Source organism: Streptococcus sp. ST14 (assembly GCF_046098195.1).
GTDB lineage: Bacteria > Bacillota > Bacilli > Lactobacillales > Streptococcaceae > Streptococcus.
In genome coordinates this window covers 1-22,518 of record NZ_JBJUSF010000016.1, presented here as the reverse complement: position 1 = coordinate 22,518, position 22,518 = coordinate 1, and the positions used below count along the sequence as shown (strand labels likewise).

Here is a 22,518-nt window from a genome sequence, read left to right as displayed (position 1 = left end):
TCGGTTCTTTTTGAATTTCGTCTAATGCCTAAGTAGAAAGGAGCATAATGCTTAAAGGATCTTGTTTATGCAAAGCAGTGACCTACACTTTAGATGAGGAATTGTCGGAATTAGTTTTTTGCCACTGCTCATTCTGTCGGAAAGCAACTGCGTCTGCCTATACAGTGAATGCCAAAGTTAGCAGTAAAAACCTAGTATTGCATGGAAAAGAACAGTTGGTTATCTATAGTTCATCTCCAGGAAAACAACGCTATTACTGTCAGAACTGTCATAGTCAAATTTTCACTGCTCAAGAAAATATACCGGAAGTCTGTGCTTTGAAATTAGGTACAATAGACGAATGCGATCAGAATTTACAAACTGTTCCCAAACGTCATATTTTTCAGGACCCAGCTTTTTCTTGGTTGCTTGATGAATAAAGCTAAAAAGATAATATAAATTAAAGGAGTAAACAATGTCTAAGAAATTAACATTTCAAGAAATTATTTTGACTTTGCAACAATTTTGGAATGACCAAGGTTGTATGCTTATGCAGGCTTATGACAATGAAAAAGGTGCAGGGACGATGAGCCCTTACACTTTCCTTCGTGCTATCGGACCTGAACCATGGAATGCGGCTTATGTAGAACCATCACGTCGTCCTGCTGACGGTCGTTATGGAGAAAATCCTAACCGTCTCTACCAACACCACCAATTCCAAGTGGTTATGAAGCCTTCTCCATCAAATATCCAAGAGCTTTACCTTGAGTCTTTGGAAAAATTGGGTATCAATCCTTTGGAACACGATATCCGCTTCGTTGAAGATAACTGGGAAAATCCTTCTACTGGTTCAGCTGGTCTTGGATGGGAAGTTTGGCTTGATGGGATGGAAATCACTCAATTCACTTATTTCCAACAAGTTGGTGGATTGGCAACTGGTCCTGTTACTGCGGAAGTTACTTATGGTTTAGAACGCTTGGCTTCTTACATTCAAGAAGTTGATTCTGTCTATGATATCGAGTGGGCTGATGGTGTTAAATACGGAGAAATCTTCATCCAGCCTGAGTATGAGCATTCAAAATATTCATTTGAAATTTCGGACCAAGAAATGTTGCTGGAAAACTTTGATAAGTTTGAAAAGGAAGCTGGTCGTGCATTAGAAGAAGGCTTGGTTCACCCTGCCTATGACTATGTTCTCAAATGTTCACACACCTTTAATCTGCTTGATGCGCGTGGTGCCGTATCTGTAACAGAGCGCGCAGGCTATATCGCCCGTATCCGTAACTTAGCCCGTGTCGTAGCCAAAACCTTTGTTGCAGAACGCAAACGCCTAGGCTACCCACTTTTGGATGAAGCAACACGAGCTAAACTCCTAGCAGAAGACGCAGAATAGTAAGTAATACTGTGCTCTAAAATCGTTAAAGGCAAGTCGAAGACTTGCTAGAGGGATATGCACCGCCGTACTGTTATGTGGGGATTTTTGAAACCTTGGGTTCAAAAATCAGTCAGCTAAATCCACTTTGATGAGACTGTTGGAAATCTTAGTTTATTTGGTATAAGATTTCCTTACAGACTCACAAAAGTTAGTTAGCGACGTCCCCAGTACCTAAGGGGCATATCAAAAAAGATACTTTTCGGAGAAAAAATATGACAAAAAACTTATTAGTAGAACTCGGTCTTGAAGAGTTACCAGCCTACGTAGTAACTCCAAGCGAAAAACAACTAGGTGAAAAAATGGCAGCCTTCCTCAAGGAAAACCGCCTGTCTTTTGAAGCCATTCAAACCTTCTCAACACCACGTCGTTTGGCTGTTCGTGTGACTGGTCTTGCAGACAAACAGTCTGATTTGACAGAAGATTTCAAGGGTCCAGCAAAGAAAATTGCCTTGGATAGTGATGGAAACTTCACCAAAGCAGCTCAAGGATTTGTCCGTGGAAAAGGATTGACAGTTGAAGATATTGAATTCCGTGAAATCAAGGGTGAAGAATATGTCTATGTTATCAAGGAAGAAGTGGGGCAACCAGTTGAAGCCATTGTTCCAGGTGTAGTAGACGTCTTGAAGTCACTGACATTCCCTGTCAGCATGCACTGGGCTAACAACACCTTTGAATACATCCGCCCTGTACACACTTTAACTGTTCTTTTAGATGAAGAAGAATTTGATTCGGATTTCCTTGATATCAAGGGCGGTCGTGTAAGCCGTGGCCATCGTTTCTTGGGACAAGAAACTAAGATTCAGTCAGCATTGAGCTATGAAGAAGACCTTCGTAAGCAGTTTGTAATCGCGGATCCTCGTGAACGTGAGCAAATGATTGTTGACCAAATCAAGGCAATCGAGGCTGAACATGGTGTACGTATCGAAATTGATGCTGATTTGCTCAATGAAGTCTTGAACTTGGTTGAATACCCAACTGCCTTTATGGGAAGTTTTGATGCCAAATACCTTGAAGTGCCTGAAGAAGTCTTGGTAACTTCGATGAAAGAGCACCAACGTTACTTTGTTGTTCGTGATCAAGACGGTAAACTCTTACCAAACTTCATTTCAGTCCGTAACGGAAACGCAGAGCATTTGGAAAATGTTATCAAGGGTAATGAAAAAGTCTTAGTTGCTCGTTTGGAAGACGGTGAATTCTTCTGGCGTGAAGACCAAAAATTGGTCATTTCTGACCTTGTCGAAAAATTGAACCATGTGACCTTCCACGAAAAGATTGGTTCCCTTCGTGAACACATGATTCGCACGGGGCAGATTGCCATTCTCTTGGCAGAAAAAGCTGGTTTGTCAGTGGATGAAACAGTTGACCTAGCTCGTGCAGCAGCTATTTACAAGTTTGACTTGTTGACGGGTATGGTTGGTGAGTTTGATGAACTTCAAGGAATTATGGGTGAGAAATATGCCCTTCTTGCTGGGGAAACTCCAGCAGTTGCGGCTGCTATTCGTGAACACTACATGCCTACATCAGCCGAAGGAGAACTTCCAGAGAGCAAGGTGGGAGCCATTCTAGCCATTGCAGACAAATTGGATACGATTTTGAGTTTCTTCTCAGTAGGCTTGATTCCATCAGGTTCTAATGACCCGTATGCCCTTCGTCGTGCGACGCAAGGTGTAGTTCGTATCTTGGATGCTTTTGGTTGGCACATTCCTATGGATGAGCTGATCGATAGCCTTTATGCTTTGAAATTCGACAACTTGACTTATGAAAATAAAGCAGAGGTTATGGACTTTATTAAGGCTCGTGTTGATAAGATGATGGGTTCAACTCCAAAAGACATTAAGGAAGCAGTCCTTGCAAGTTCAAACTTTGTTGTGGCAGATATGCTAGAAGCAGCAAGTGCTCTTGTCGAAGCAAGCAAGAAAGAAGACTTCAAACCATCTGTCGAATCCCTATCACGTGCTTTCAACTTGGCTGAAAAAGCCGAAGGAACTGATACTGTTGATCCTGTTCTCTTTGAGAATGAAGAAGAGAAAGCCTTGGCGGAAGCAGTAGAATCACTCGTTTTGACAGGGACAGCAAGTCAGCAATTAGAACAACTCTTTGCGCTTAGTCCAGTTATTGATGCTTTCTTTGAAAATACCATGGTAATGGCTGAAGATCAGACTGTCCGACAAAATCGCTTGGCTATCTTGTCGCAATTAACCAAAAAAGCAGCTAAACTTGCACGTTTCAACCAAATTAATACTAAATAAACTCAGTCAAACGGACTGTATCTTATCACAAAGGAGAAGAAATGGATCCGAAAAAAATCGCTCGTATCAACGAGCTTGCCAAAAAGAAAAAAACAGAAGGCTTAACTTCTGCTGAAAAAGTGGAACAAGCTAAACTTCGTGAGGAGTACATCGAAGGCTATCGTCGTTCTGTTCGTCACCACATCGAGGGAATTAAAATTGTGGACGAGGAAGGCAATGACGTCACACCAGAAAAACTACGTCAGGTACAACGTGAAAAAGGTTTGCACGGCCGTAGTATAGATGATCCTAACTCATAAAATGAAAGGGGCTTGTAGATGATTTACAAGCCCCTTTTCTGTTGTAATAAAAAAAGGAGCCATTTGGCTCCTTTTTGGTTTCTTAATTGCTTGCACCAGAAGTAGCGTCTGCGTCACCACCGTGGCCTCCAGCATCCCCTGAATCAGAAGCGCCAGAAGTAGCATCGGCGTCTCCATGACCTCCGGCAGTAGGAGCAAATGGTCCGCTACCTCCCACCAAACGTTGACCAGTCTCTTTTAGGTACCAGTCAAGCCATGGTTGGAAGTTAAAGACGATTTCATTGATACCAGCGTATGATCCATCAGGATAGTACATTGCTTGGTAGTTGTGGGTGTTGATGACACCTGCAGGAGAACCTGGAACGATCGTACGAACGTATTCTTGGTTTCCGTTGCGAAGTGTTCCGATAACCCACTCTACGTTCTTCATACGTGCTGGTGGAAGAGAACCATGAACAGTCGACATACGGCTACCTGATTGAGGTGGTACACGTTTAGCAAACATGGTGTCTGGATCTTGGTGAGCGTTGTTGTAGTAGAGGAATTGGTTGTTGTCGTCAGCGTATGTCAATTCAAATGGCATAGCTTTCAAGAACATATCAATTTGATTAACTGTCAAGATACCGTGGTCCAATTTGACATAGGTATCACCAGAAACAGCACCAGTGATTGCTGCAACTTTTTCTACCCATTCTGGATCGTCAGGATCAACTTCTGTAATGGTTGTAGCAATTGGTTTTCCACAATCCAAGTCTTCTGGTTCGATTGGTTTTGGTTTTTTCAATTTCGAAACGACTCCTACGTATTTTACAAAGTTATCTAAGCAAGTTTCAAGGAATTTAACAGTTCCTTCGTTGGTGATGTTTCCATTGTTATCAAAAGCTTCCTTAGCTTTACCAAGAAGGAATTCGTTACCTGGAAGCGTGTAGGCATTGACACCTGGAGCATCAAGGATTTTACGAAGATGAACTTGGGCACGTGATGTTCCTTGGTCATAGTATGATGCACCCACAATCATAACAGGCTTGTTTTCAAATGGATGAACTTCGTATGAAAGCCATTCAAGTACAGATTTGAGAGAAGCTGAGATAGTGTGATTGTGCTCAGGAGTAGCGATAATGACACCATCAGCACGTGTAATCTTGTTATACAAGAAACGCAATTGGAAGCTTTCGTCCCATTTTTCGTCTTGGTTAAACATTGGAACTTCGTCGATTTCAAGGACTTCTAATTCAAATTTGAATTTGAAATTGCGACGGATAAATTCCAAGAGTTTGCGGTTATATGATTGATCGTAGTTTGATCCAACAAGTCCAACAAATTTCATTCTTTCGGTCTCCTATCTTACAAATTTTCCCAGTCAAATTCTTCTGCATCTTTGCGAAGCAATTCTTGTGCATTGCGCAATTTCTCAGTAATCTTCACGAAGATACGGAAGTCATCAAAGATGGCATCCAATTTCTTGATGACATCAAGGTCAACCAAGTCACCACTTGGGTTAAATGCTTGAAGAGAGTGTGAGAGCAAGAATTCATCTGGAAGAACATTTGCCTTGATTTCAGGAGCATTCAAGATTTGACGAAGTTGCAATTGGGCACGAGATGAACCAAGCGTACCGTAAGAAGCACCTGTAATCATGATTGGTTTGTTCAAAAGTGGGTAAATACCATAAGACAACCAAGCAAGAGCGCTCATCAAAACAGCTGGAATAGAGTGATCATACTCAGGAGTACCGATAATAACGCCATCAGCCTCTTCGATTTTAGCAGCAATTTCCAATATTTCAGCAGGTACTTGCTTGTCAGCTGGTTTGTTGAAGACAGGAATGGCCTTGATTTCAACAAGCTCAATTTCAGCTTTGTCAGTAAAGTGTTTTTGCATGTATTGAAGCAATTGACGGTTTGTAGAACGTTTTGAATTTGTTCCAACAATAGCAATAAGTTTTAACATGAGATTTCCTTTCTCTTTTTACATAATACAATTTTAAAATTCCATTGAAACAGTTGTCTCTATAGAGTAGGAATTCCTGAAGAACAGCTTAGGTGGCCTTCTTTATCGATGAGGATGACTTCGATGCCCTCCAAACTTTCGACTTGCCAGAGGATAGAAGCAGGTCTTTCTCCAAAGAGTCGAGTCGTCCAGATTTCGCCATCGACTGATTTATCAGAGATGATTGTTAGACTCGCTAGTTCCGTTTCAACAGGATATCCTGTTTGACTGTCAAAAATGTGATGGTAATCTTGTCCATCGACGGTCAGGTGACGTTCATAAATGCCTGAAGTCACGACAGATTTATTGACAACAGGGATGGTCATTAAATGATTTCCCCTAGGATTGGCTGGGTCTTGAATCCCGATTTGCCATGGGTTATCCCCTCTTGCCTGATTTTTTCCAATGGTCAGGATATTCCCTCCCAGATTGATCAAGGCAGAAGTCACCCCCTCTTTCCTAAGAAATTGGGCAACCTTATCCGCACTGTATCCTTTGGCTAAACAACCTAGATCGATCTTCATTCCTTTCTGTTTTAAAAACACAGTAGAAGTAGAAGAATCTAACTTGATACCATGAGGATTGATTAGAGGCAGCACCGATTCAATTTCTTGAGGCTGGGCGACCTTGGCATCTGAAAAACCGATACGCCAGGTTTGAATTAAGGGACCAATGCTGATATTGAGGTGGCTAGAGAGCGCTAGGCTATGCTCTAACCCAAGTGAAATCAGTTCAAACAGGTCTGGATGAACTTTGACTGGAGCTATTCCAGCTTGATGATTGATTTCCATCAACTCAGATTCCTGACTATTGGCATTGAAGCGGTATTCTAGCTCTCTGAGTAAATCAAAGGATTTTTGGAGCAAGCTATCGGCTCGCTCATCTACTAATGAAATAGTGATAGTGGTTCCCATTAGGCGTTCAGAATGTGAACGAAGAGGCAAGCTACCAACTCCTTTCTCTTATAGAAAATAAGTTGTAATATCAAATAATTATCTAAATTGAAGCCCTTACATTTTATTTTCATGTTATTAGAATACCATAAAGTTAGACTTTTCACAAATGAAATTTGGAAAAAGTCAAGAAATATGCTCACAAAAATTCATGAGGCTTGCAAACAGGACAAATGGGGAATTATTTTTGATAAAAAATGCTGAAATAATAGTAAACCACTTGTAAACGCTAACAGTAAATGGTATACTAGTAGGGTAAATTTAGAATGAAGGCAGGAAATTTTTTATGAGTAAAATCGTTGTAGTCGGTGCGAACCACGCTGGTACAGCATGTATCAATACCATGTTGGATAATTTTGGAAATGAGAACGAAATTGTTGTATTTGACCAAAACTCTAACATCTCTTTCCTAGGATGTGGAATGGCTCTATGGATTGGTGAGCAAATTGACGGTGCTGAAGGCTTGTTCTATTCTGATAAAGAAAAATTGGAAGCTAAAGGTGCTAAAGTTTACATGAACTCACCAGTTCTTTCAATCGACTATGATAACAAAGTAGTTACAGCAGAAGTTGAAGGAAAAGAGCACAAAGAATCATACGAGAAATTGATTTTCGCTACAGGTTCTACACCAATCTTGCCACCAATCGAAGGTGTTGAAATTGTTAAGGGAAACCGCGAATTTAAAGCAACTCTTGAAAACGTACAATTCGTGAAATTGTACCAAAATGCTGAAGAAGTTATCAATAAACTTGCTGATAAGAGCCAACACCTTGACCGTATCGCCGTTGTTGGTGGTGGTTACATCGGTGTTGAACTTGCTGAAGCCTTTGAACGTCTTGGAAAAGAAGTTGTCCTTGTTGATATTGTAGACACTGTTTTGAACGGTTACTATGACAAAGACTTCACTCAAATGATGGCGAAGAACTTGGAAGACCACAACATCCGCTTGGCGCTTGGTCAAACTGTTAAAGCAATCGAAGGTGACGGTAAAGTTGAACGCTTGATTACTGACAAAGAAAGCTTTGATGTGGATATGGTTGTTCTTGCGGTTGGTTTCCGTCCAAACACATCACTTGCTGATGGTAAGATTGAACTCTTCCGCAACGGTGCCTTCCTTGTAGACAAGAAACAAGAAACATCAATTCCAGGAGTTTATGCAGTAGGTGACTGTGCGACTGTTTATGACAATGCTCGTAAAGACACAAGCTACATCGCCCTTGCTTCAAATGCTGTTCGTACTGGTATTGTTGGTGCTTACAACGCTTGTGGACATGAATTGAAAGGAATCGGTGTTCAAGGTTCAAATGGTATCTCAATCTATGGTCTTCACATGGTTTCAACTGGTTTGACTCTTGAAAAAGCTAAAGCTGCTGGTTACAACGCAACTGAAACAGGCTTTAACGATCTTCAAAAACCAGAATTCATGAAACATGACAACCATGAAGTTGCCATCAAGATTGTCTTTGACAAAGATAGCCGTGAAATTCTTGGTGCCCAAATGGTTTCACGCGATTCTGCAATCAGCATGGGAATCCACATGTTCTCACTTGCTATCCAAGAGCATGTAACAATTGATAAATTGGCCTTGACAGATCTCTTCTTCTTGCCACACTTCAACAAACCATACAACTACATCACAATGGCTGCCCTTACAGCTGAAAAATAAAATTTGATGAACTATCTGGCCTTAAGTTATGGTCAGATAGTTTTTTAATCGATCTGTACCCATACAATTACATTTTTTTTATCTTGTGATTCATTCTAATCTAACTTAAAATGAAATGGTAGCTACCAATACAAATGATGAGGATAAAACAAATGACTGAAAATCGTTATGAATTAAATAAAAACTTGGCACAGATGCTCAAAGGTGGGGTTATCATGGACGTTCAGAACCCTGAACAGGCTCGTATTGCAGAGGCTGCTGGTGCGGCTGCTGTCATGGCCTTGGAACGAATTCCGGCTGATATTCGTGCGGCTGGTGGGGTTTCCCGCATGAGTGATCCAAAGATGATTAAGGAAATCCAAGAAGCGGTTAGCATTCCAGTAATGGCCAAGGTCAGAATCGGGCATTTTGTTGAAGCTCAGATTTTAGAGGCTATTGAGATTGACTATATCGATGAGAGTGAAGTGCTGTCTCCAGCAGACGACCGTTTTCATGTGGACAAGAAAGAATTCCAAGTTCCTTTTGTCTGTGGAGCTAAGGACTTGGGTGAAGCCTTGCGTCGTATCGCTGAAGGAGCTTCCATGATTCGGACAAAAGGAGAACCGGGTACAGGAGACATCGTTCAAGCCGTTCGTCATATGCGCATGATGAATCAGGAAATACGCCGTATTCAAAATCTACGCGAAGATGAACTTTATGTGGCTGCCAAGGACTTGCAAGTCCCTGTAGAATTGGTCCAATACGTCCATGAACACGGAAAATTACCAGTTGTCAACTTTGCAGCCGGAGGTGTGGCAACACCTGCAGATGCTGCGCTGATGATGCAATTGGGGGCAGAGGGCGTCTTTGTCGGTTCAGGTATTTTCAAGTCAGGAGATCCTGTTAAACGAGCAAGTGCTATTGTCAAAGCCGTAACCAACTACCAAAATCCTCAAATTTTGGCTCAAATCTCTGAAGACCTAGGGGAAGCCATGGTTGGTATCAATGAGAATGAAATTCAAATTCTCATGGCAGAGCGAGGAAAATAGATGAAAATCGGAATATTAGCCTTGCAAGGCGCCTTTGCAGAGCATGCAAAAGTGTTAGAAAACTTAGGTGTTGTTAGTGTTGAAATCAGAAATTTAGATGATTTTCAACAGCATCAGTGTGACTTGTCCGGTTTGATATTGCCTGGTGGGGAATCTACAACCATGGGCAAACTCTTGCGTGACCAGCAGATGTTGATTCCAATCCGAGAAGCTATTTTATCTGGACTTCCAGTTTTTGGTACTTGTGCGGGCTTGATTTTGCTGGCTAAGGAAATCACTTCTCAGGAAGAAAGTCATCTTGGAATCATGGATATAGTGGTTGAGCGCAACGCTTATGGGCGCCAACTAGGAAGCTTCTATACAGAGGCAGAATGTAAGGGAGTCGGTCAGATTCCCATGACTTTTATCCGTGGACCGATTATCAGTAGTGTTGGAGAGGGTGTAGAAATTCTAGCAACAGTTGATAATCAAATCGTTGCTGCGCAAGAACAGAATATGCTGGTAACCTCTTTTCATCCAGAATTGACAGATGATGCTCGCTTGCACCAGTACTTTATCAATATGTGTAAAGAAAAAAGTTGAGAAAAGATTCTCAACTTTTTTACATGTAATAAACAATGGCAATATATTGGAGTGCAGACGCAGCTAGGATAAAGAGATGCCAAATCATGTGGAAATAAGGTTTTTTCTTAGCGTAAAATCCAGCTCCAACTGTATAACAGAGTCCGCCAGTTACCATGAGACTCCAGAAAATTGGTGTTGTTTGACTGATAATGGCAGGAATGATAGCCAGAACCAACCAGCCCATAATCAGGTAAAGGGCAAGGCTGAATTTCTCATTGACCTTTTTAGCAAAGATTTTATAGAGGATGCCAAAGATGGTCGTTCCCCACTGAATGGCAATGATCAGATAGCCAAACCAGTTATTCATCAAAGTCAATACGACCGGCGTATATGAGCCTGCGATAGCCACGTAAATCATAGAATGGTCGATGATTCGCAAGACGTATTTGTGGGTCGAACCATAGGCCATAGAGTGGTAAATGGTTGACGAGAGGAACATGAGAAAGAGACTGATAACAAAGATTGAAACACCAAAAGATGATAAAAATCCGTGTGCTTCATAACTATAGGTGGATGAAATAGGGAGCAAGATGAGCATGATAACGGCACCCACAGCATGGGTCACGCTATTAGCAATTTCCTCTCCAAAACTGAGTTTTTTACTGAGTTTTAGACTGGTATTCATTGGATTTCCTCCTCTTCTTTGATAAGGATTAAGTCTAGAGTTTGATGATAGAGTTTAACCGTTTGGCAGCTAGTTTGGATAATAGGATTTTCTGGATCAATCCCATGGTTCATGTAGTCTACAAAAGCGTCGTAGAGCTGGTCTGAGTTCGCTTGAGTTTGTAAAGTATTAAGTGTTTGAGCGATTTCTTGGATCGAAAAGACAGACTTGAGAGTGGTGATGGCAATCAAACGAGCAATCTGTTTGCGTTGGTATTTTTTCTTGTCTGGCTTTGTCAAGTAACCATTTTTGACATAGTTATTAACCATGGATGCTGTTAGCCCCTTGTCTTTATCTGGAGAGATAGGAGCACAGACTTGATTGACATAAAGTAAAACCTGATCCAGATAGAGGTCAATGTTTGGAATGTCTTCCCATTTTGGGTAGGAAAAGTTAGAATTCATTTCCAACTCCTTTTTATCTAGTTTTAATAACTAGATTATAAAATAATAAAAAACAAAAGTCAAGTTTCAACTGCTTGTAGAAAGCTTTAAATTATGCTATGATGAGAGAAACTAGTTAGAAATGAGGGGAAGAGATGGAGATTCGTTTAGCTTTTCCAAACGAAGTAGATGCGATTATGCAGGTGATGGAGGATGCCAAAAAGTGTTTAGCCAATTCTGGTAGTGACCAGTGGCAAAATGGCTATCCAAATGCCGAAATCATTATTGATGATATCATCTCTGGTCAAGCCTATGTGGCCTTAGAAGAGGGAGAACTGTTAGCCTATGCTGCTGTGACCAAGAACCCAGAGGAAGCCTATGAAGCCATTTATGAAGGAAGTTGGCAGGGGGAAGAATCAGAATATCTGGTCTTTCACCGTATCGCTGTCGCAACAGATGTCCAAGGACAAGGAGTTGCGCAGACTTTCCTAGAAGGCTTGATTGAAGGTTTTGATTACCTAGATTTTCGTTCAGATACACATGCAGAAAACAAGACCATGCAGCATATCTTTGAAAAACTTGGATTTAGTCAGGTCGGTAAGGTTCCAGTTGATGGGGAACGCTTGGCCTATCAGAAATTAAAAAAATGAAGCAGAAAAAGTACGCAAAAATGCTCTACCCGTCGCCAATTGGGACCTTATCCTTAGTTGCTGACGAGCAATATCTGTATGGAATTTGGGTACAGGACCAAACTCATTTTGAGAGGGGATTAGGAGACGAAACGATAGAAGAAGTTGCTGGCCATCCTGTATTAGAGCAAGTTATTTCCTATTTAGATACCTATTTCGAAGGCAGTGTTCAGGATCTATCTGACTTACCTTTGGCTCCCATTGGAACGGATTTTGAAAACCGGGTCTGGGCTTACTTACAGGCCATTCCTTATGGTCAAACAGTAACTTACGGACAAATAGCTCAAGACTTGCAAGTGGCTTCTGCCCAAGCGATTGGCGGAGCAGTGGGGCGTAATCCTTGGTCCATCCTCGTACCCTGTCATCGGGTGCTAGGATCAGGCAATCGCTTGACAGGCTATGCATCTGGAGTCGAAAAAAAAGCCTGGCTCTTGCAACATGAAGGTGTAGCATTTCAAGAAAATAAAAAATAGAAAGAAAAGAAGATGTTAGAATTTATCGAATACCCAAAATGTTCAACTTGTAAGAAAGCAAAAAATGAACTAGACCAACTCGGTGTGAACTATAAAGCTGTCCACATCGTAGAAGAAACACCAAGTGAAGACGTCATTTTGGACTGGTTGGAAACTTCCGGTTTTGAAGTGAAACAATTTTTCAATACTAGCGGGATTAAATACCGTGAACTGGGCTTGAAAGATAAGGTGGGAAGTTTGTCAAAACAAGAAGCAGCCAAGCTTCTAGCGAGTGATGGTATGTTATTGAAACGTCCCATTTTGGTGGAGAATGGTGCTGTTAAACAAATCGGCTATAGAAAACCCTATGAGGACTTAGGTTTGAGATAGTTTTTATTTATCTCCTTGATAGGTAAAATATATAGCCTCCCTGTTTTAAAGTGTGATAAACTAGAAGATAGACAAAGTCTGAGTAGCCCGTAGCAAATAATTTGCTTGCGAGCAGAAGTATGGTAGAATGAATCATTATCAGGAGAGGATGTTTTTATGACTGTTACAACATTTTTAGCATCAGATTGGTACCAAAGTTTGATGCAACTCATTCCGGATGGTAAGCTCTTTAGTTTGCGTTCGGTCTTTGATGGAATTCCAAGGATTGTCCAACAATTGCCTACAACCTTGATGTTGACGCTTGGAGGTGCACTCTTTGGTTTGCTGCTTGCCCTGATTTTTGCCATTGTTAAGATCAATCGTGTTAGGATTTTATATCCCTTGCAAGCCTTTTTCATCAGCTTCTTAAAAGGTACCCCAATCCTAGTTCAACTTATGTTGACCTACTACGGAATTCCTTTGGCACTGAAAGCTATCAACCAACAATGGGGAACTGGTCTCAATATCAATGCGATTCCAGCGGCATTTTTTGCGATTGTGGCCTTTGCTTTTAATGAGGCGGCTTATGCAAGTGAAACGATTCGTGCAGCTATCCTTTCTGTTAATCCAGGTGAGATTGAGGCGGCGCGTAGTCTGGGTATGACCCGTGCGCAAGTTTATCGTCGTGTCATTATTCCTAATGCAGCGGTGGTAGCTACTCCAACCTTGATTAATTCCCTCATCGGTTTGACCAAGGGAACTTCTCTAGCTTTTAGTGCGGGTGTTGTCGAAGTTTTTGCCCAGGCTCAGATTTTGGGTGGAGCCGATTATCGTTACTTTGAGCGATTCATCTCCGTAGCCCTTGTTTACTGGGTAGTCAATATCGGAATCGAAAGCCTCGGTCGCTTTATCGAGAAGAAAATGCAAATTTCAGCGCCGGATACAGTAACTACAGATGTGAAAGGAGACCTACGTTAATGATTAAGATTTCGAATTTAAGCAAATCCTTTTCAGGTCAGACTGTCTTGCATCATCTGGACTTGGATATCCAAAAGGGAGAAGTTGTAGCTTTGATTGGTTCATCTGGAGCAGGGAAATCAACTTTCTTGCGTAGCCTCAACTATCTTGAAACACCAGATAGCGGATCCATCCAGATTGACAATTTTACAGTTGATTTTTCTCAGATTAGCCAAGAGGAGATTTTGACCCTTCGTCGCAAGTTGTCCATGGTTTTCCAACAGTTCAACTTATTTGAACGCCGAACAGCCCTTGACAATGTCAAGGAAGGCTTGGTCGTTGTTAAGAAATTATCAGATGAGGAAGCAACCAAAATCGCCAAGGAAGAGTTGGCTAAGGTTGGTCTTTCTGATAAGGAGCAACATTACCCTCGCCATTTGTCAGGTGGGCAAAAGCAACGGGTTGCCCTAGCGCGTGCCCTCGCTATGAAACCAGACGTCTTGCTCTTGGACGAACCAACATCAGCTCTTGATCCAGAATTGGTCGGAGAAGTGGAAAAATCTATTGCAGATGCCGCTAAGTCTGGTCAAACCATGATCTTGGTTAGTCACGATATGTCTTTTGTAGCCCAAGTGGCAGATAAGATTTTGTTCCTAGATAAAGGGAAAATCATCGAGTCAGGCACACCGGATGACATCATCAATCATCCGAAAGAAGAACGGACAAAAGAATTCTTCGCTAGTTACAAACGGACTTATATTTGATATAATAGAAAAAGGAAAACTCAGTTAGTTGGACTAGCTGAGTTTACTCTTTAAAAAAGATAGAAACGAGAGAGATCATGCTGCTGCAACTGTTTTCTTTATATTTCGAGAGTTTGATCTTAACGACCATCCTTGTCGTGATTTTTCTGGGGATTTGGATTGGATTGAGAGCCATGTCTGGTGTGGACAAGACAGCCAAGGCTCGTCAAGCTCATCTCTATGATATGATTATGATTGGAGTTTTGGTCGTTCCGGTGTTATCCTTTGCCGTCATGAGTTTGCTCTTGGTTTTCAAGGCATAATCCTTGCGTGACTAGCAAGAATAAGTTAGAATAAAGATAGTTACAACAAGAAAGAAGGAATCGAAATGTACGATACGATTATTATCGGTGCTGGACCTGCGGGAATGACCGCTGCCTTATATGCTGCTCGAAGCAATCTGAAAGTAGGCTTGATTGAAGGTGGTCTGCCAGGCGGGCAAATGAATAACACATCTGATATCGAAAACTATCCAGGTTATGCCAATATCAGTGGACCTGAATTGGCTGAAAAGATGTTTGAACCACTTGAAAACCTTGGAGTAGAGCATCTTTATGGCTATGTTGAAAATATTGAAGACAAGGGTGACTATAAGAAGGTAATCACTGATGATCAAGTTTACGAAACCCGTACTGTCATCGTGGCAACTGGGTCAAAACACCGTCTTTTGGGAGTTCCCGGAGAAGAAGAACTGAACAGTCGTGGTGTTTCTTACTGTGCAGTCTGTGATGGAGCTTTCTTCCGTGACCAAGACTTGCTCGTAGTCGGTGGTGGAGATTCAGCGGTAGAAGAAGCCCTCTTCTTGACTCGCTTTGCCAAGACTGTTACCATTGTTCACCGTCGCGACCAACTTCGTGCCCAAAAGGTGTTGCAAGACCGTGCCTTTGCTAATGAGAAAGTCAACTTTATCTGGGACTCTGTCGTCAAGGAAATCAAAGGTGAAAACCGAGTAGAATCTGTCGTATTTGAAAATGTAAAAACAGGTCAAATAACAGAGCAAGCCTTTGGTGGTGTCTTTATCTATGTTGGTTTGGATCCCGTTAGCGATTTTGTCAAAGATTTGAATATTCAAGATCAGGCTGGCTGGATTGTGACAGATAACCACATGAAAACTGCCGTTGACGGTATCTTTGCGGTTGGAGATGTTCGCCAGAAAGACCTTCGCCAAGTAACAACAGCAGTTGGAGATGGGGCTATCGCTGGTCAAGAAGCTTACAAATTTATTACAGAACATAGTTAATACACTTCGAAAATCTCTTCAAACCACGTCAGCTTCGCCTTGCCGTAGGTATGGGTACTGACTTCGTCAGTTCTATCCACAACCTCAAAGCAGTGCTTTGAGCTGTCTTAAGCTAGCTTCCTAGTTTGCTCTTTGATTTTCATTGAGTATAATCATAAAAAAGTTTCCAATCAGATGACTGGAAACTTTTTTATAGTCTATTTCGGAAAACTTCGTACATGAGGATGGCTGCAGCAACACTGGCATTAAGACTTTGAACATGTCCATTCATCGGAATGGTAATCATTTCATCGACTTGTTTTTTAATGTTGCTAGAGATGCCTTTTCCTTCATTTCCGATGATGAGGGCGATTTTCCCTTTTGTATTCCACTTGTGGCAAGGAGTACCGTTCATATCCGTTCCAAAGGTCCAGAAACCTTCATCCTTGAGTTTATCTAGAGTTTGGCTCAGATTAGTCACACGGGCAATTGGAACGTGTTCAATAGCACCTGTGGCCGTTTTGGCAACGACAGGAGTAACTCCGACAGCACGGTGCTTGGGAATGATGACACCTGAAACGTTGGTCGCATCAGCTGTTCTCAAGATGGAACCTAGATTATGAGGGTCAGTTAACCCATCCAGAATCAATAGAAGTGGATTTTCTTCTTGGCGTGTTTTGGCAAGGATTTGGTCCAGTTCGCTATAGGCAAATTCGGATACTCGTAGAACGAAACCTTGGTGGACAGCACCTTCAGTCATCTCAGAGAGGGATTTTTTTGAAGTCCAAGAAATGGATACTTTTTTTTCTGTAGCCAGTTCCTTGACTTTCTCAACATTCTTACCTCGGAGATCTTCTTGGAGGTAAAGTTTGTTCCCTGTGTTTGCAAGGAGGGCTTCGGTAACGGCGTGGACGCCATAGACAATATCATTTGTTTTCATGCCTCTATTATAACACAAAACCCCGTCTTGCAACGGGATTTTCTTTATTCAAGAATCAGTAAACCATCTTTAACTGCAAATGGGTCTTTTTCATTGATACGATCGTAAAACATGATTCCGTTGATGTGGTCAATTTCATGCTGAACAACGATGGAGTTGTAGCCTTTGAGCTTGATACGGTGTTTTTCGCCGTCCTTGTCAAAGTAGTCAACAGTAACGCGAGCATGGCGAACAACATAGCCAGGCACGTTGCGGTCAACAGACAGGCAACCTTCTCCTTCGCCAAGAGCAGCGTCTTGAACAGAGTGAGAGACGATTTTTGGATTGTACATAATGGCTTGTAAGTCGTAGGCTTCCTGCGGAGTTTCACCTTCTTCAACAATGTTTGGTACCAAAACAGCGATAATACGTTTTGAGATATCTAATTGAGGAGCAGCAAGTCCAACACCACCTCGGAGCCCCATTTTTTCAGCCATGACAGGATCTTGGGAATGTTTGAGGAATTGCATCATCTTTTCGCCAAGAATGATTTCTTGATCAGATAGGGGGAAAGTGACTTCCTCAGCAACTGCGCGTAGAGTAGGATTCCCTTCGCGGATAATATCGTTCATATCAATTAAGTGAGCAGCTTTTGTAATACGTTCTATTGCAGACATTTTCTCTCCTTTCATTACCTCTACATTATATCACAAAATGATAAGGAATGAAAGCATTTCGGCATCTAGCTTTTATAGAAAATACCTACTAGGTTCGATTCAATTGTGAAAGAATTACTTATCTGTGATATAATAAAAAGAAAAGGCTTGCATTAGAAAGTAGGGAGAATGAAGATGCAAAGAAGACAAGATAGACATAAACGTGGACCAGTTTTTCGTTTTATGAGGGGCTTTGTAAACTTTTTTAGGAGTTATCGCAAGTGGAGTAATAAGGGATTTGTGGCGATACTCTTGCTAGCAGTTGCTTTATCAATGGGCTTGGTCTTGCTGTTTGAAAGTTTCCAAGGAATCCCCTTGACCAGTCAAAAAAAGGATGCCATTTCTAAAGAAGCAAATAAGACAAATCAAAAATCTAAAGATCAGGAAGAAGAAACAAGTGCTCGTATTATGGCCCATGGAGATTTACTTTACCATGATATTATCTATATGTCAGCTAAAAAGGAAGATGGCAGCTATGATTTTCATGAGAATTTTGAATACGTAACTCCTTGGCTTAAGCAGGCAGATTTGGCAATAGGTGATTTTGAAGGGACCATTAATAAAGATCATTATCTAGCTGGCTATCCTTTATTTAATGCTCCTGGTCAAGTAATGGATGCTATTAAAGATGCTGGGTATCATGTTTTAGATTTAGCCCATAATCATGTTTTAGATTCTCAAATTGAAGGAGTTATTTCAACGGCAGATGCAATTGAAAAGGCAGGAATGACACCTATTGGAGTTTATACGCACGAGTCACGTGATCAAGCTCCGCTCGTTATCAAGGAAGTGAACGGTATCAAGGTTGCACTTTTGGCTTATTCTTATGGATTTAATGGAATTGAGCAAAGTATTTCTCAAGAAGATTATAACCGCTATCTTTCAGACCTAAACGAAGATAAGATGAAGGCTGAAATTGAGCGTGCAGAGAAGGAAGCGGATATTACTGTTATCATGCCTCAGATGGGTGTTGAGTATCGCATAGAACCGACTGAAGAGCAAAAGGCTTTGTACCACAAGATGATTGAATGGGGAGCGGATATTATCTTTGGAGGCCATCCACACGTAGTTGAACCATCTGAGATTGTTGAAAAAGATGGAGACAAGAAACTCATTATCTATTCAATGGGGAACTTCATTTCTAACCAACGTATTGAAACAATGACTGGTGTAGACAATGCGAAGTGGACAGAGCGTGGTGTTCTTATGGATGTAACTGTCAAGAAAAACAGTGGAAAAACAACTATTGAAACAGCTAAAGCTCATCCTACTTGGGTCAATAGAACACCAAAGGGAACTTTTTCACCAGAAGGATATCCCCTATATCATTATCAAACCTATATCTTAGAAGATTTTATCGAGGGTGGCAGTCATCGTGACCAGTTAGATGAAGCAACTAAGGAGCGAATTGATACAGCCTATAAAGAAATGAACGAACATGTAGGATTGAAGTGGGATTAGTTTGAATCCAGAGGGAAGTAAATGACGATTAAAATAATTGCGACAGATATGGATGGGACCTTGCTGGATGCTAGAGGCCAGCTTGATCTTCCACGCTTGGAAAAGATTTTAGATCAGTTGGATCAAAGGGGTATTCGTTTTGTCATTGCGACTGGGAATGAAATTCATCGAATGAGGCAACTACTGGAGCACTTGGTCGATCGGGTGGTTCTGGTTGTTGCAAACGGTGCTCGTATTTTTGAAAACAATGAACTGATTCAGGCTCAGACTTGGGATGATGCCATTGTCGATAAGGCTTTGGCTCATTTTAAGGGTCGAGCGTGTCAGGATCAGTTTGTTGTAACGTCTATGAAGGGTGGTTTCGTCAAAGAAGGTACGATTTTTACAGACCTTGAAAGTTTTATGACTCCAGAAATGATTGAAAAATTCTACCAACGGATGCAATTTGTGGACGAATTAACCTCTGACCTCTTTGGTGGTGTGCTCAAGATGAGTATGGTTGTTGGTGAGGAACGTTTGAGTTCGGTCTTGGAAGAAATCAATGACCTCTTTGATGGCCGTGTTCGGGCTGTATCGAGTGGCTATGGTTGCATTGATATCCTTCAAGCTGGAATTCATAAAGCATGGGGCTTGGAAGAATTACTCAAGCGCTGGGACTTGAACTCCCAACAAATCATGGCTTTTGGTGACAGTGAAAATGATGTTGAAATGCTTGAAATGGCTGGAATTGCCTATGCGATGGAAAATGCTGATGAGAAAGCCAAAGCTGTGGCGACTGCTCTAGCACCAGCTAACAGCCAAGGAGGAGTTTACCAAGTCTTGGAAAATTGGTTAGAAAAAGGAGAATGAAGTGGCAGTACAGTTATTAGAAAATTGGTTACTGAAGGAACAAGAAAAAATCCAAACCAAGTATCGTCACTTAAATCAGGTTTCTGTTGTAGAGCCAGACATTCTTTTTATTGGGGATTCCATTGTCGAATATTATCCTCTGCAGGAACTATTTGGGACTGCAAAGACGATTGTCAATCGAGGCATTCGAGGTTATCAGACAGGGCTGTTATTAGAGAATCTGGATGCGCATCTGTACGGTGGGGCGGTAGATAAAATTGTCCTTTTAATTGGGACGAACGATATCGGAAAAGATGTGCCTGTGAATGAGGCTCTCAATAATCTCGAATCTATCATACAATCCATTGCTCGCGATTATCCACTGACAGAGATAAAATTGCTTTCCATTTTGCCAGTCAATGAGGGCGAGGAGTACAAGCAGACAGTCTATATCCGCACGAATGAAAAAATTCAGAAATGGAATCAAGCCTATAAAGAACTTTCCTCTGCCTATATGCAGGTAGAATTTGCGCCAGTTTTTGATAGTTTGACAGACCAGGCAGGCCAACTCAAAAAAGATTATACAACTGATGGGTTGCACCTTAGTGTTCCCGGTTATCAGGTTTTGACAAAATCTTTGAAAGACTATCTTTTGTAGTTAATTGCTTTCCTTTTTGCATTTTTGAGTTAGATAAGGTATAATGGTTTTATTGTCTTTTGGGGTCGTTACGGATTCGACAGGCATTATGAGGCATATTTTGCGACTCGTGTGGCGACGTAAACGCTCAGTTAAATATAACTGCAAAAAATAACACTTCTTACGCTCTAGCTGCCTAAAAACCAGCAGGCGTGACCCGATTTGGATTGCTCGTGTTCAATGACAGGTCTTATTATTAGCGAGATACGATCAAGCCTTGTCTAGCGGCTTGATAAGAGATTGATAGACTCGCGGTTTCTAGGCTTGAGTTATGTGTCGAGGGACTGTTAAACGAATACATAACCTATGGTTGTAGACAAATATGTTAGCAGATGTTTGGACGTGGGTTCGACTCCCACCGGCTCCATTATTCCTTTGCATTATTTTGCATTCCTTGGTAAAACGTTGTTAAATCAACGTTTTTTATTTTTGTCTTTGGTATTCTTTTGCAAAAAAAGAATACAACATTTTGTTGTATCCTAAATATTAAATCAAGTCCTGAATTTTCTTAAGTTTTTATCATATTTTCTGTTATAATTAAGGTGCCTTAAGAAAAATAATGAAAAAACTAAATGTTTTTCATATAGTTTTCATTGTTTTAATAGTTTAAAGTCAATCTTATTTTTCTCTAATAGAAAATAATGAAAAAGTAGGTTTAGAAAGAGGTAAGTATCTATGTCTTCTCATAAAAAAGTGTCACTCTCTGAGATTAATCAATCTATCGATACTCCAAATAACAATCATTTCTGGCAAAATTTAAATGCCTTTTTAGGTCCGGGTGCTCTTGTCGCAGTTGGTTATATGGATCCAGGAAACTGGATTACCAGTGTAGTCGGTGGTGCTTCCTATAAGTATAGTCTCTTGTTTGTTATCTTGATTTCATCTCTCATTGCCATGCAACTTCAGCAGATGGCAGGAAAGCTTGGTATTGTAACCCAGATGGACCTGGCTCAAGCAACGGCTCATCATTCACCTAAATGGCTTCGTTATAGTCTATGGGTGATTTTAGAATTAGCCTTGATGGCGACAGATCTGGCAGAAGTTCTAGGTTCAGCGATTGCTCTCAATCTTCTCTTTAAGATTCCGATTATGATAGCAATTCTCTTGACCGTGTTGGATGTTTTTCTCTTATTGCTTCTGATGAAATTTGGCTTTAAGAAGATTGAAGCTATTGTGACAACACTGATTTTAACCATTCTAGCAATTTTTACCTATCTGGTAGCTTTGTCACATCCAAGCTTCCAAGGAATCGTTGAGGGTTATCTACCGAATGCAACCTTATTTGAAAGTCCCTTGCCAGGGCATGAAAGTCAATTAACCTTGGCACTAGGGATCGTGGGAGCAACGGTTATGCCCCATAACCTCTATTTGCATTCTTCCTTGTCTCAAACTCGGAAAATCAATCACAAGGACAAGAATGATGTTCGAAAAGCCGTGCGCTTTATGACCTGGGATTCAAATCTCCAATTATCCTTGGCCTTTGTGGTTAACTCCCTTCTATTAATTCTCGGGGCGGCTCTCTTTTTCGGCCATGCATCTGAGATTTCTGCCTTCTCTCAAATGTATAATGCCTTGCAGGATTCTACTATTGCAGGAGCTATAGCTAGCTCGACCTTATCAACCTTGTTTGCCTTGGCTTTATTAGCCAGTGGTCAAAATTCGACAATTACGGGTACCTTGACTGGACAAATCGTTATGGAAGGTTTCTTGCATATGAGATTACCTCAATGGTTCATTCGTTTGGCAACTCGTCTCTTTGCCTTGTTGCCTGTCATGATTGTAGCGGTTCTGTTTGGTCATCAGGAAAAAACATTGGATCAGTTATTGGTTTATTCACAAGTCTTTCTTTCGATTGCTCTTCCATTTTCAATCTTCCCACTGATTTATCTAACTTCTAAGAAATCACTGATGGGAGAATTTACCAATGCCAAATGGAATACCATCCTTGGCTATATCGTTTCCATTATCTTAACAATTCTCAATGTGAAATTGTTATTTGATATTTTCTAAGAAATTCACCCGAGTTATAAAACAAGCATATAAGAAAAAAGATACCCAAGATTGTACTGCACCCCAAAAGTTAGACAGAAAAAATCTAACTTTTGGGGTGTTTTATTATGAAATTGAGTTATGATGATA

General features: G+C 41.1%; 26 protein-coding genes and 1 other RNA gene. 19 read left to right on the top strand and 8 right to left on the bottom strand.

Annotated elements, in window-relative coordinates; genetic code table 11:
- Nucleotides 1-47: 47 nt before the first annotated feature.
- The 4 genes from ACIY19_RS06505 (at nt 48) to ACIY19_RS06490 (ending at nt 3,962) form a co-directional block, all read left to right on the top strand.
- Entirely contained in the window at nt 48-419 is a 372-nt protein-coding gene (locus ACIY19_RS06505) for a GFA family protein (RefSeq protein ID WP_371606864.1), read from the top strand.
- Nucleotides 420-454: 35 nt separating this feature from the next.
- The gene (gene glyQ / locus ACIY19_RS06500; RefSeq protein WP_000038733.1) at nt 455-1,372 is read left to right on the top strand and encodes a glycine--tRNA ligase subunit alpha; all 918 of its coding nucleotides are present in this window, start codon (nt 455-457) and stop codon (nt 1,370-1,372) included.
- A gap of 254 nt (nt 1,373-1,626) precedes the next feature.
- Nucleotides 1,627-3,663 carry a glycine--tRNA ligase subunit beta gene (gene glyS, locus ACIY19_RS06495; RefSeq protein ID WP_409002991.1) on the top strand — a complete coding sequence of 679 codons (2,037 nt, stop codon included), beginning with the start codon at nt 1,627-1,629 and terminating at the stop codon, nt 3,661-3,663.
- A 41-nt stretch (nt 3,664-3,704) separates the two neighbouring features.
- The gene (locus ACIY19_RS06490; RefSeq protein ID WP_000371290.1) at nt 3,705-3,962 is read left to right on the top strand and encodes a DUF896 family protein; all 258 of its coding nucleotides are present in this window, start codon (nt 3,705-3,707) and stop codon (nt 3,960-3,962) included.
- An 82-nt stretch (nt 3,963-4,044) separates the two neighbouring features.
- On the opposite strand, the gene ACIY19_RS06485 is transcribed toward ACIY19_RS06490, so the two are convergent.
- The 4 genes from ACIY19_RS06485 to ACIY19_RS06470 are packed head-to-tail and all read right to left on the bottom strand — an operon-like array spanning nt 4,045 to nt 7,047.
- On the bottom strand, nt 4,045-5,289 hold the full coding sequence (locus ACIY19_RS06485) for an NAD(P)H-dependent oxidoreductase (protein ID WP_000673674.1): 1,245 nt from the start codon (nt 5,287-5,289) through the stop codon (nt 4,045-4,047).
- Nucleotides 5,290-5,306: 17 nt separating this feature from the next.
- Nucleotides 5,307-5,912 (bottom strand): NADPH-dependent FMN reductase, encoded by a 606-nt coding sequence (locus ACIY19_RS06480; protein ID WP_000915959.1) that lies wholly within the window; start codon nt 5,910-5,912, stop codon nt 5,307-5,309.
- Nucleotides 5,913-5,971: 59 nt separating this feature from the next.
- Entirely contained in the window at nt 5,972-6,895 is a 924-nt protein-coding gene (locus ACIY19_RS06475) for an FAD:protein FMN transferase (protein WP_409002990.1), read from the bottom strand.
- Nucleotides 6,865-7,047: a hypothetical protein gene (locus tag ACIY19_RS06470; protein ID WP_409002989.1), complete on the bottom strand. Its 183-nt coding sequence runs from the start codon at nt 7,045-7,047 to the stop codon at nt 6,865-6,867. The genes ACIY19_RS06475 and ACIY19_RS06470 overlap by 31 nt, the downstream gene beginning before the upstream one ends.
- Before the next feature lie 143 nt (nt 7,048-7,190).
- Between ACIY19_RS06470 and nox the strand changes: the two genes are divergently transcribed.
- From nox to pdxT, 3 genes are all read left to right on the top strand, one after another.
- Nucleotides 7,191-8,570, top strand: coding sequence for a H2O-forming NADH oxidase (gene nox / locus ACIY19_RS06465; protein ID WP_409002988.1), 1,380 nt, complete (start codon nt 7,191-7,193; stop codon nt 8,568-8,570).
- 152 nt (nt 8,571-8,722) lie between these two features.
- On the top strand, nt 8,723-9,598 hold the full coding sequence (gene pdxS, locus ACIY19_RS06460) for a pyridoxal 5'-phosphate synthase lyase subunit PdxS (protein WP_000138520.1): 876 nt from the start codon (nt 8,723-8,725) through the stop codon (nt 9,596-9,598).
- Nucleotides 9,599-10,180, top strand: coding sequence for a pyridoxal 5'-phosphate synthase glutaminase subunit PdxT (pdxT, locus tag ACIY19_RS06455; protein ID WP_409002987.1), 582 nt, complete (start codon nt 9,599-9,601; stop codon nt 10,178-10,180).
- Nucleotides 10,181-10,199: 19 nt separating this feature from the next.
- Here the strand turns inward: pdxT and trhA are convergent, their stop codons facing one another.
- The gene (gene trhA / locus ACIY19_RS06450; protein ID WP_001097972.1) at nt 10,200-10,847 is read right to left on the bottom strand and encodes a PAQR family membrane homeostasis protein TrhA; all 648 of its coding nucleotides are present in this window, start codon (nt 10,845-10,847) and stop codon (nt 10,200-10,202) included.
- On the bottom strand, nt 10,844-11,290 hold the full coding sequence (locus tag ACIY19_RS06445; RefSeq protein WP_049506086.1) for a DUF1836 domain-containing protein: 447 nt from the start codon (nt 11,288-11,290) through the stop codon (nt 10,844-10,846). Before ACIY19_RS06445 ends, trhA begins: the two co-directional genes overlap by 4 nt.
- 134 nt (nt 11,291-11,424) lie before the next feature.
- Here ACIY19_RS06445 and ACIY19_RS06440 point away from each other — a divergent pair, with 134 nt between their 5' ends.
- The 7 genes from ACIY19_RS06440 to trxB all read left to right on the top strand — a co-directional run bounded on the left by ACIY19_RS06440 (nt 11,425) and on the right by trxB (nt 15,779).
- The gene (locus ACIY19_RS06440) at nt 11,425-11,919 is read left to right on the top strand and encodes a GNAT family N-acetyltransferase (RefSeq protein ID WP_049506084.1); all 495 of its coding nucleotides are present in this window, start codon (nt 11,425-11,427) and stop codon (nt 11,917-11,919) included.
- Nucleotides 11,916-12,431: a methylated-DNA--[protein]-cysteine S-methyltransferase gene (locus ACIY19_RS06435; protein WP_049506082.1), complete on the top strand. Its 516-nt coding sequence runs from the start codon at nt 11,916-11,918 to the stop codon at nt 12,429-12,431. Before ACIY19_RS06440 ends, ACIY19_RS06435 begins: the two co-directional genes overlap by 4 nt.
- 12 nt (nt 12,432-12,443) lie before the next feature.
- On the top strand, nt 12,444-12,800 hold the full coding sequence (locus ACIY19_RS06430) for an arsenate reductase family protein (protein WP_049506081.1): 357 nt from the start codon (nt 12,444-12,446) through the stop codon (nt 12,798-12,800).
- A gap of 156 nt (nt 12,801-12,956) precedes the next feature.
- Nucleotides 12,957-13,757, top strand: a complete 801-nt coding sequence (locus ACIY19_RS06425; RefSeq protein WP_409002986.1) for an amino acid ABC transporter permease — start codon at nt 12,957-12,959, stop codon at nt 13,755-13,757.
- Nucleotides 13,757-14,500 (top strand): amino acid ABC transporter ATP-binding protein, encoded by a 744-nt coding sequence (locus ACIY19_RS06420; protein ID WP_409002985.1) that lies wholly within the window; start codon nt 13,757-13,759, stop codon nt 14,498-14,500. The genes ACIY19_RS06425 and ACIY19_RS06420 overlap by 1 nt, the downstream gene beginning before the upstream one ends.
- Nucleotides 14,501-14,577: 77 nt before the next feature.
- A complete protein-coding gene (locus tag ACIY19_RS06415) occupies nt 14,578-14,802 on the top strand; it encodes a DUF4059 family protein (protein ID WP_000926603.1) in 225 nt (74 codons plus the stop codon).
- A gap of 65 nt (nt 14,803-14,867) precedes the next feature.
- The gene (gene trxB, locus ACIY19_RS06410; protein ID WP_000272337.1) at nt 14,868-15,779 is read left to right on the top strand and encodes a thioredoxin-disulfide reductase; all 912 of its coding nucleotides are present in this window, start codon (nt 14,868-14,870) and stop codon (nt 15,777-15,779) included.
- Between the two features lie 190 nt (nt 15,780-15,969).
- On the opposite strand, the gene rlmB is transcribed toward trxB, so the two are convergent.
- Together rlmB and def are read right to left on the bottom strand one after the other, a co-directional pair.
- Nucleotides 15,970-16,698 (bottom strand): 23S rRNA (guanosine(2251)-2'-O)-methyltransferase RlmB, encoded by a 729-nt coding sequence (gene rlmB, locus ACIY19_RS06405; RefSeq protein ID WP_045611907.1) that lies wholly within the window; start codon nt 16,696-16,698, stop codon nt 15,970-15,972.
- A gap of 44 nt (nt 16,699-16,742) precedes the next feature.
- Nucleotides 16,743-17,354, bottom strand: a complete 612-nt coding sequence (gene def, locus ACIY19_RS06400; protein ID WP_001272956.1) for a peptide deformylase — start codon at nt 17,352-17,354, stop codon at nt 16,743-16,745.
- Nucleotides 17,355-17,528: 174 nt separating this feature from the next.
- Here def and ACIY19_RS06395 point away from each other — a divergent pair, with 174 nt between their 5' ends.
- From ACIY19_RS06395 to ACIY19_RS06375, 5 genes are all read left to right on the top strand, one after another.
- Nucleotides 17,529-18,854, top strand: coding sequence for a CapA family protein (locus ACIY19_RS06395; RefSeq protein WP_409002984.1), 1,326 nt, complete (start codon nt 17,529-17,531; stop codon nt 18,852-18,854).
- A gap of 21 nt (nt 18,855-18,875) precedes the next feature.
- Entirely contained in the window at nt 18,876-19,703 is an 828-nt protein-coding gene (locus tag ACIY19_RS06390; RefSeq protein ID WP_049500101.1) for an HAD family hydrolase, read from the top strand.
- Nucleotide 19,704: 1 nt separating this feature from the next.
- A complete protein-coding gene (locus ACIY19_RS06385) occupies nt 19,705-20,340 on the top strand; it encodes an SGNH/GDSL hydrolase family protein (RefSeq protein ID WP_000290664.1) in 636 nt (211 codons plus the stop codon).
- Nucleotides 20,341-20,401: 61 nt separating this feature from the next.
- Nucleotides 20,402-20,749: a transfer-messenger RNA gene (gene ssrA / locus ACIY19_RS06380) on the top strand.
- A 305-nt stretch (nt 20,750-21,054) separates the two neighbouring features.
- Nucleotides 21,055-22,389: an Nramp family divalent metal transporter gene (locus tag ACIY19_RS06375; protein WP_000094601.1), complete on the top strand. Its 1,335-nt coding sequence runs from the start codon at nt 21,055-21,057 to the stop codon at nt 22,387-22,389.
- Nucleotides 22,390-22,518: the final 129 nt, after the last annotated feature.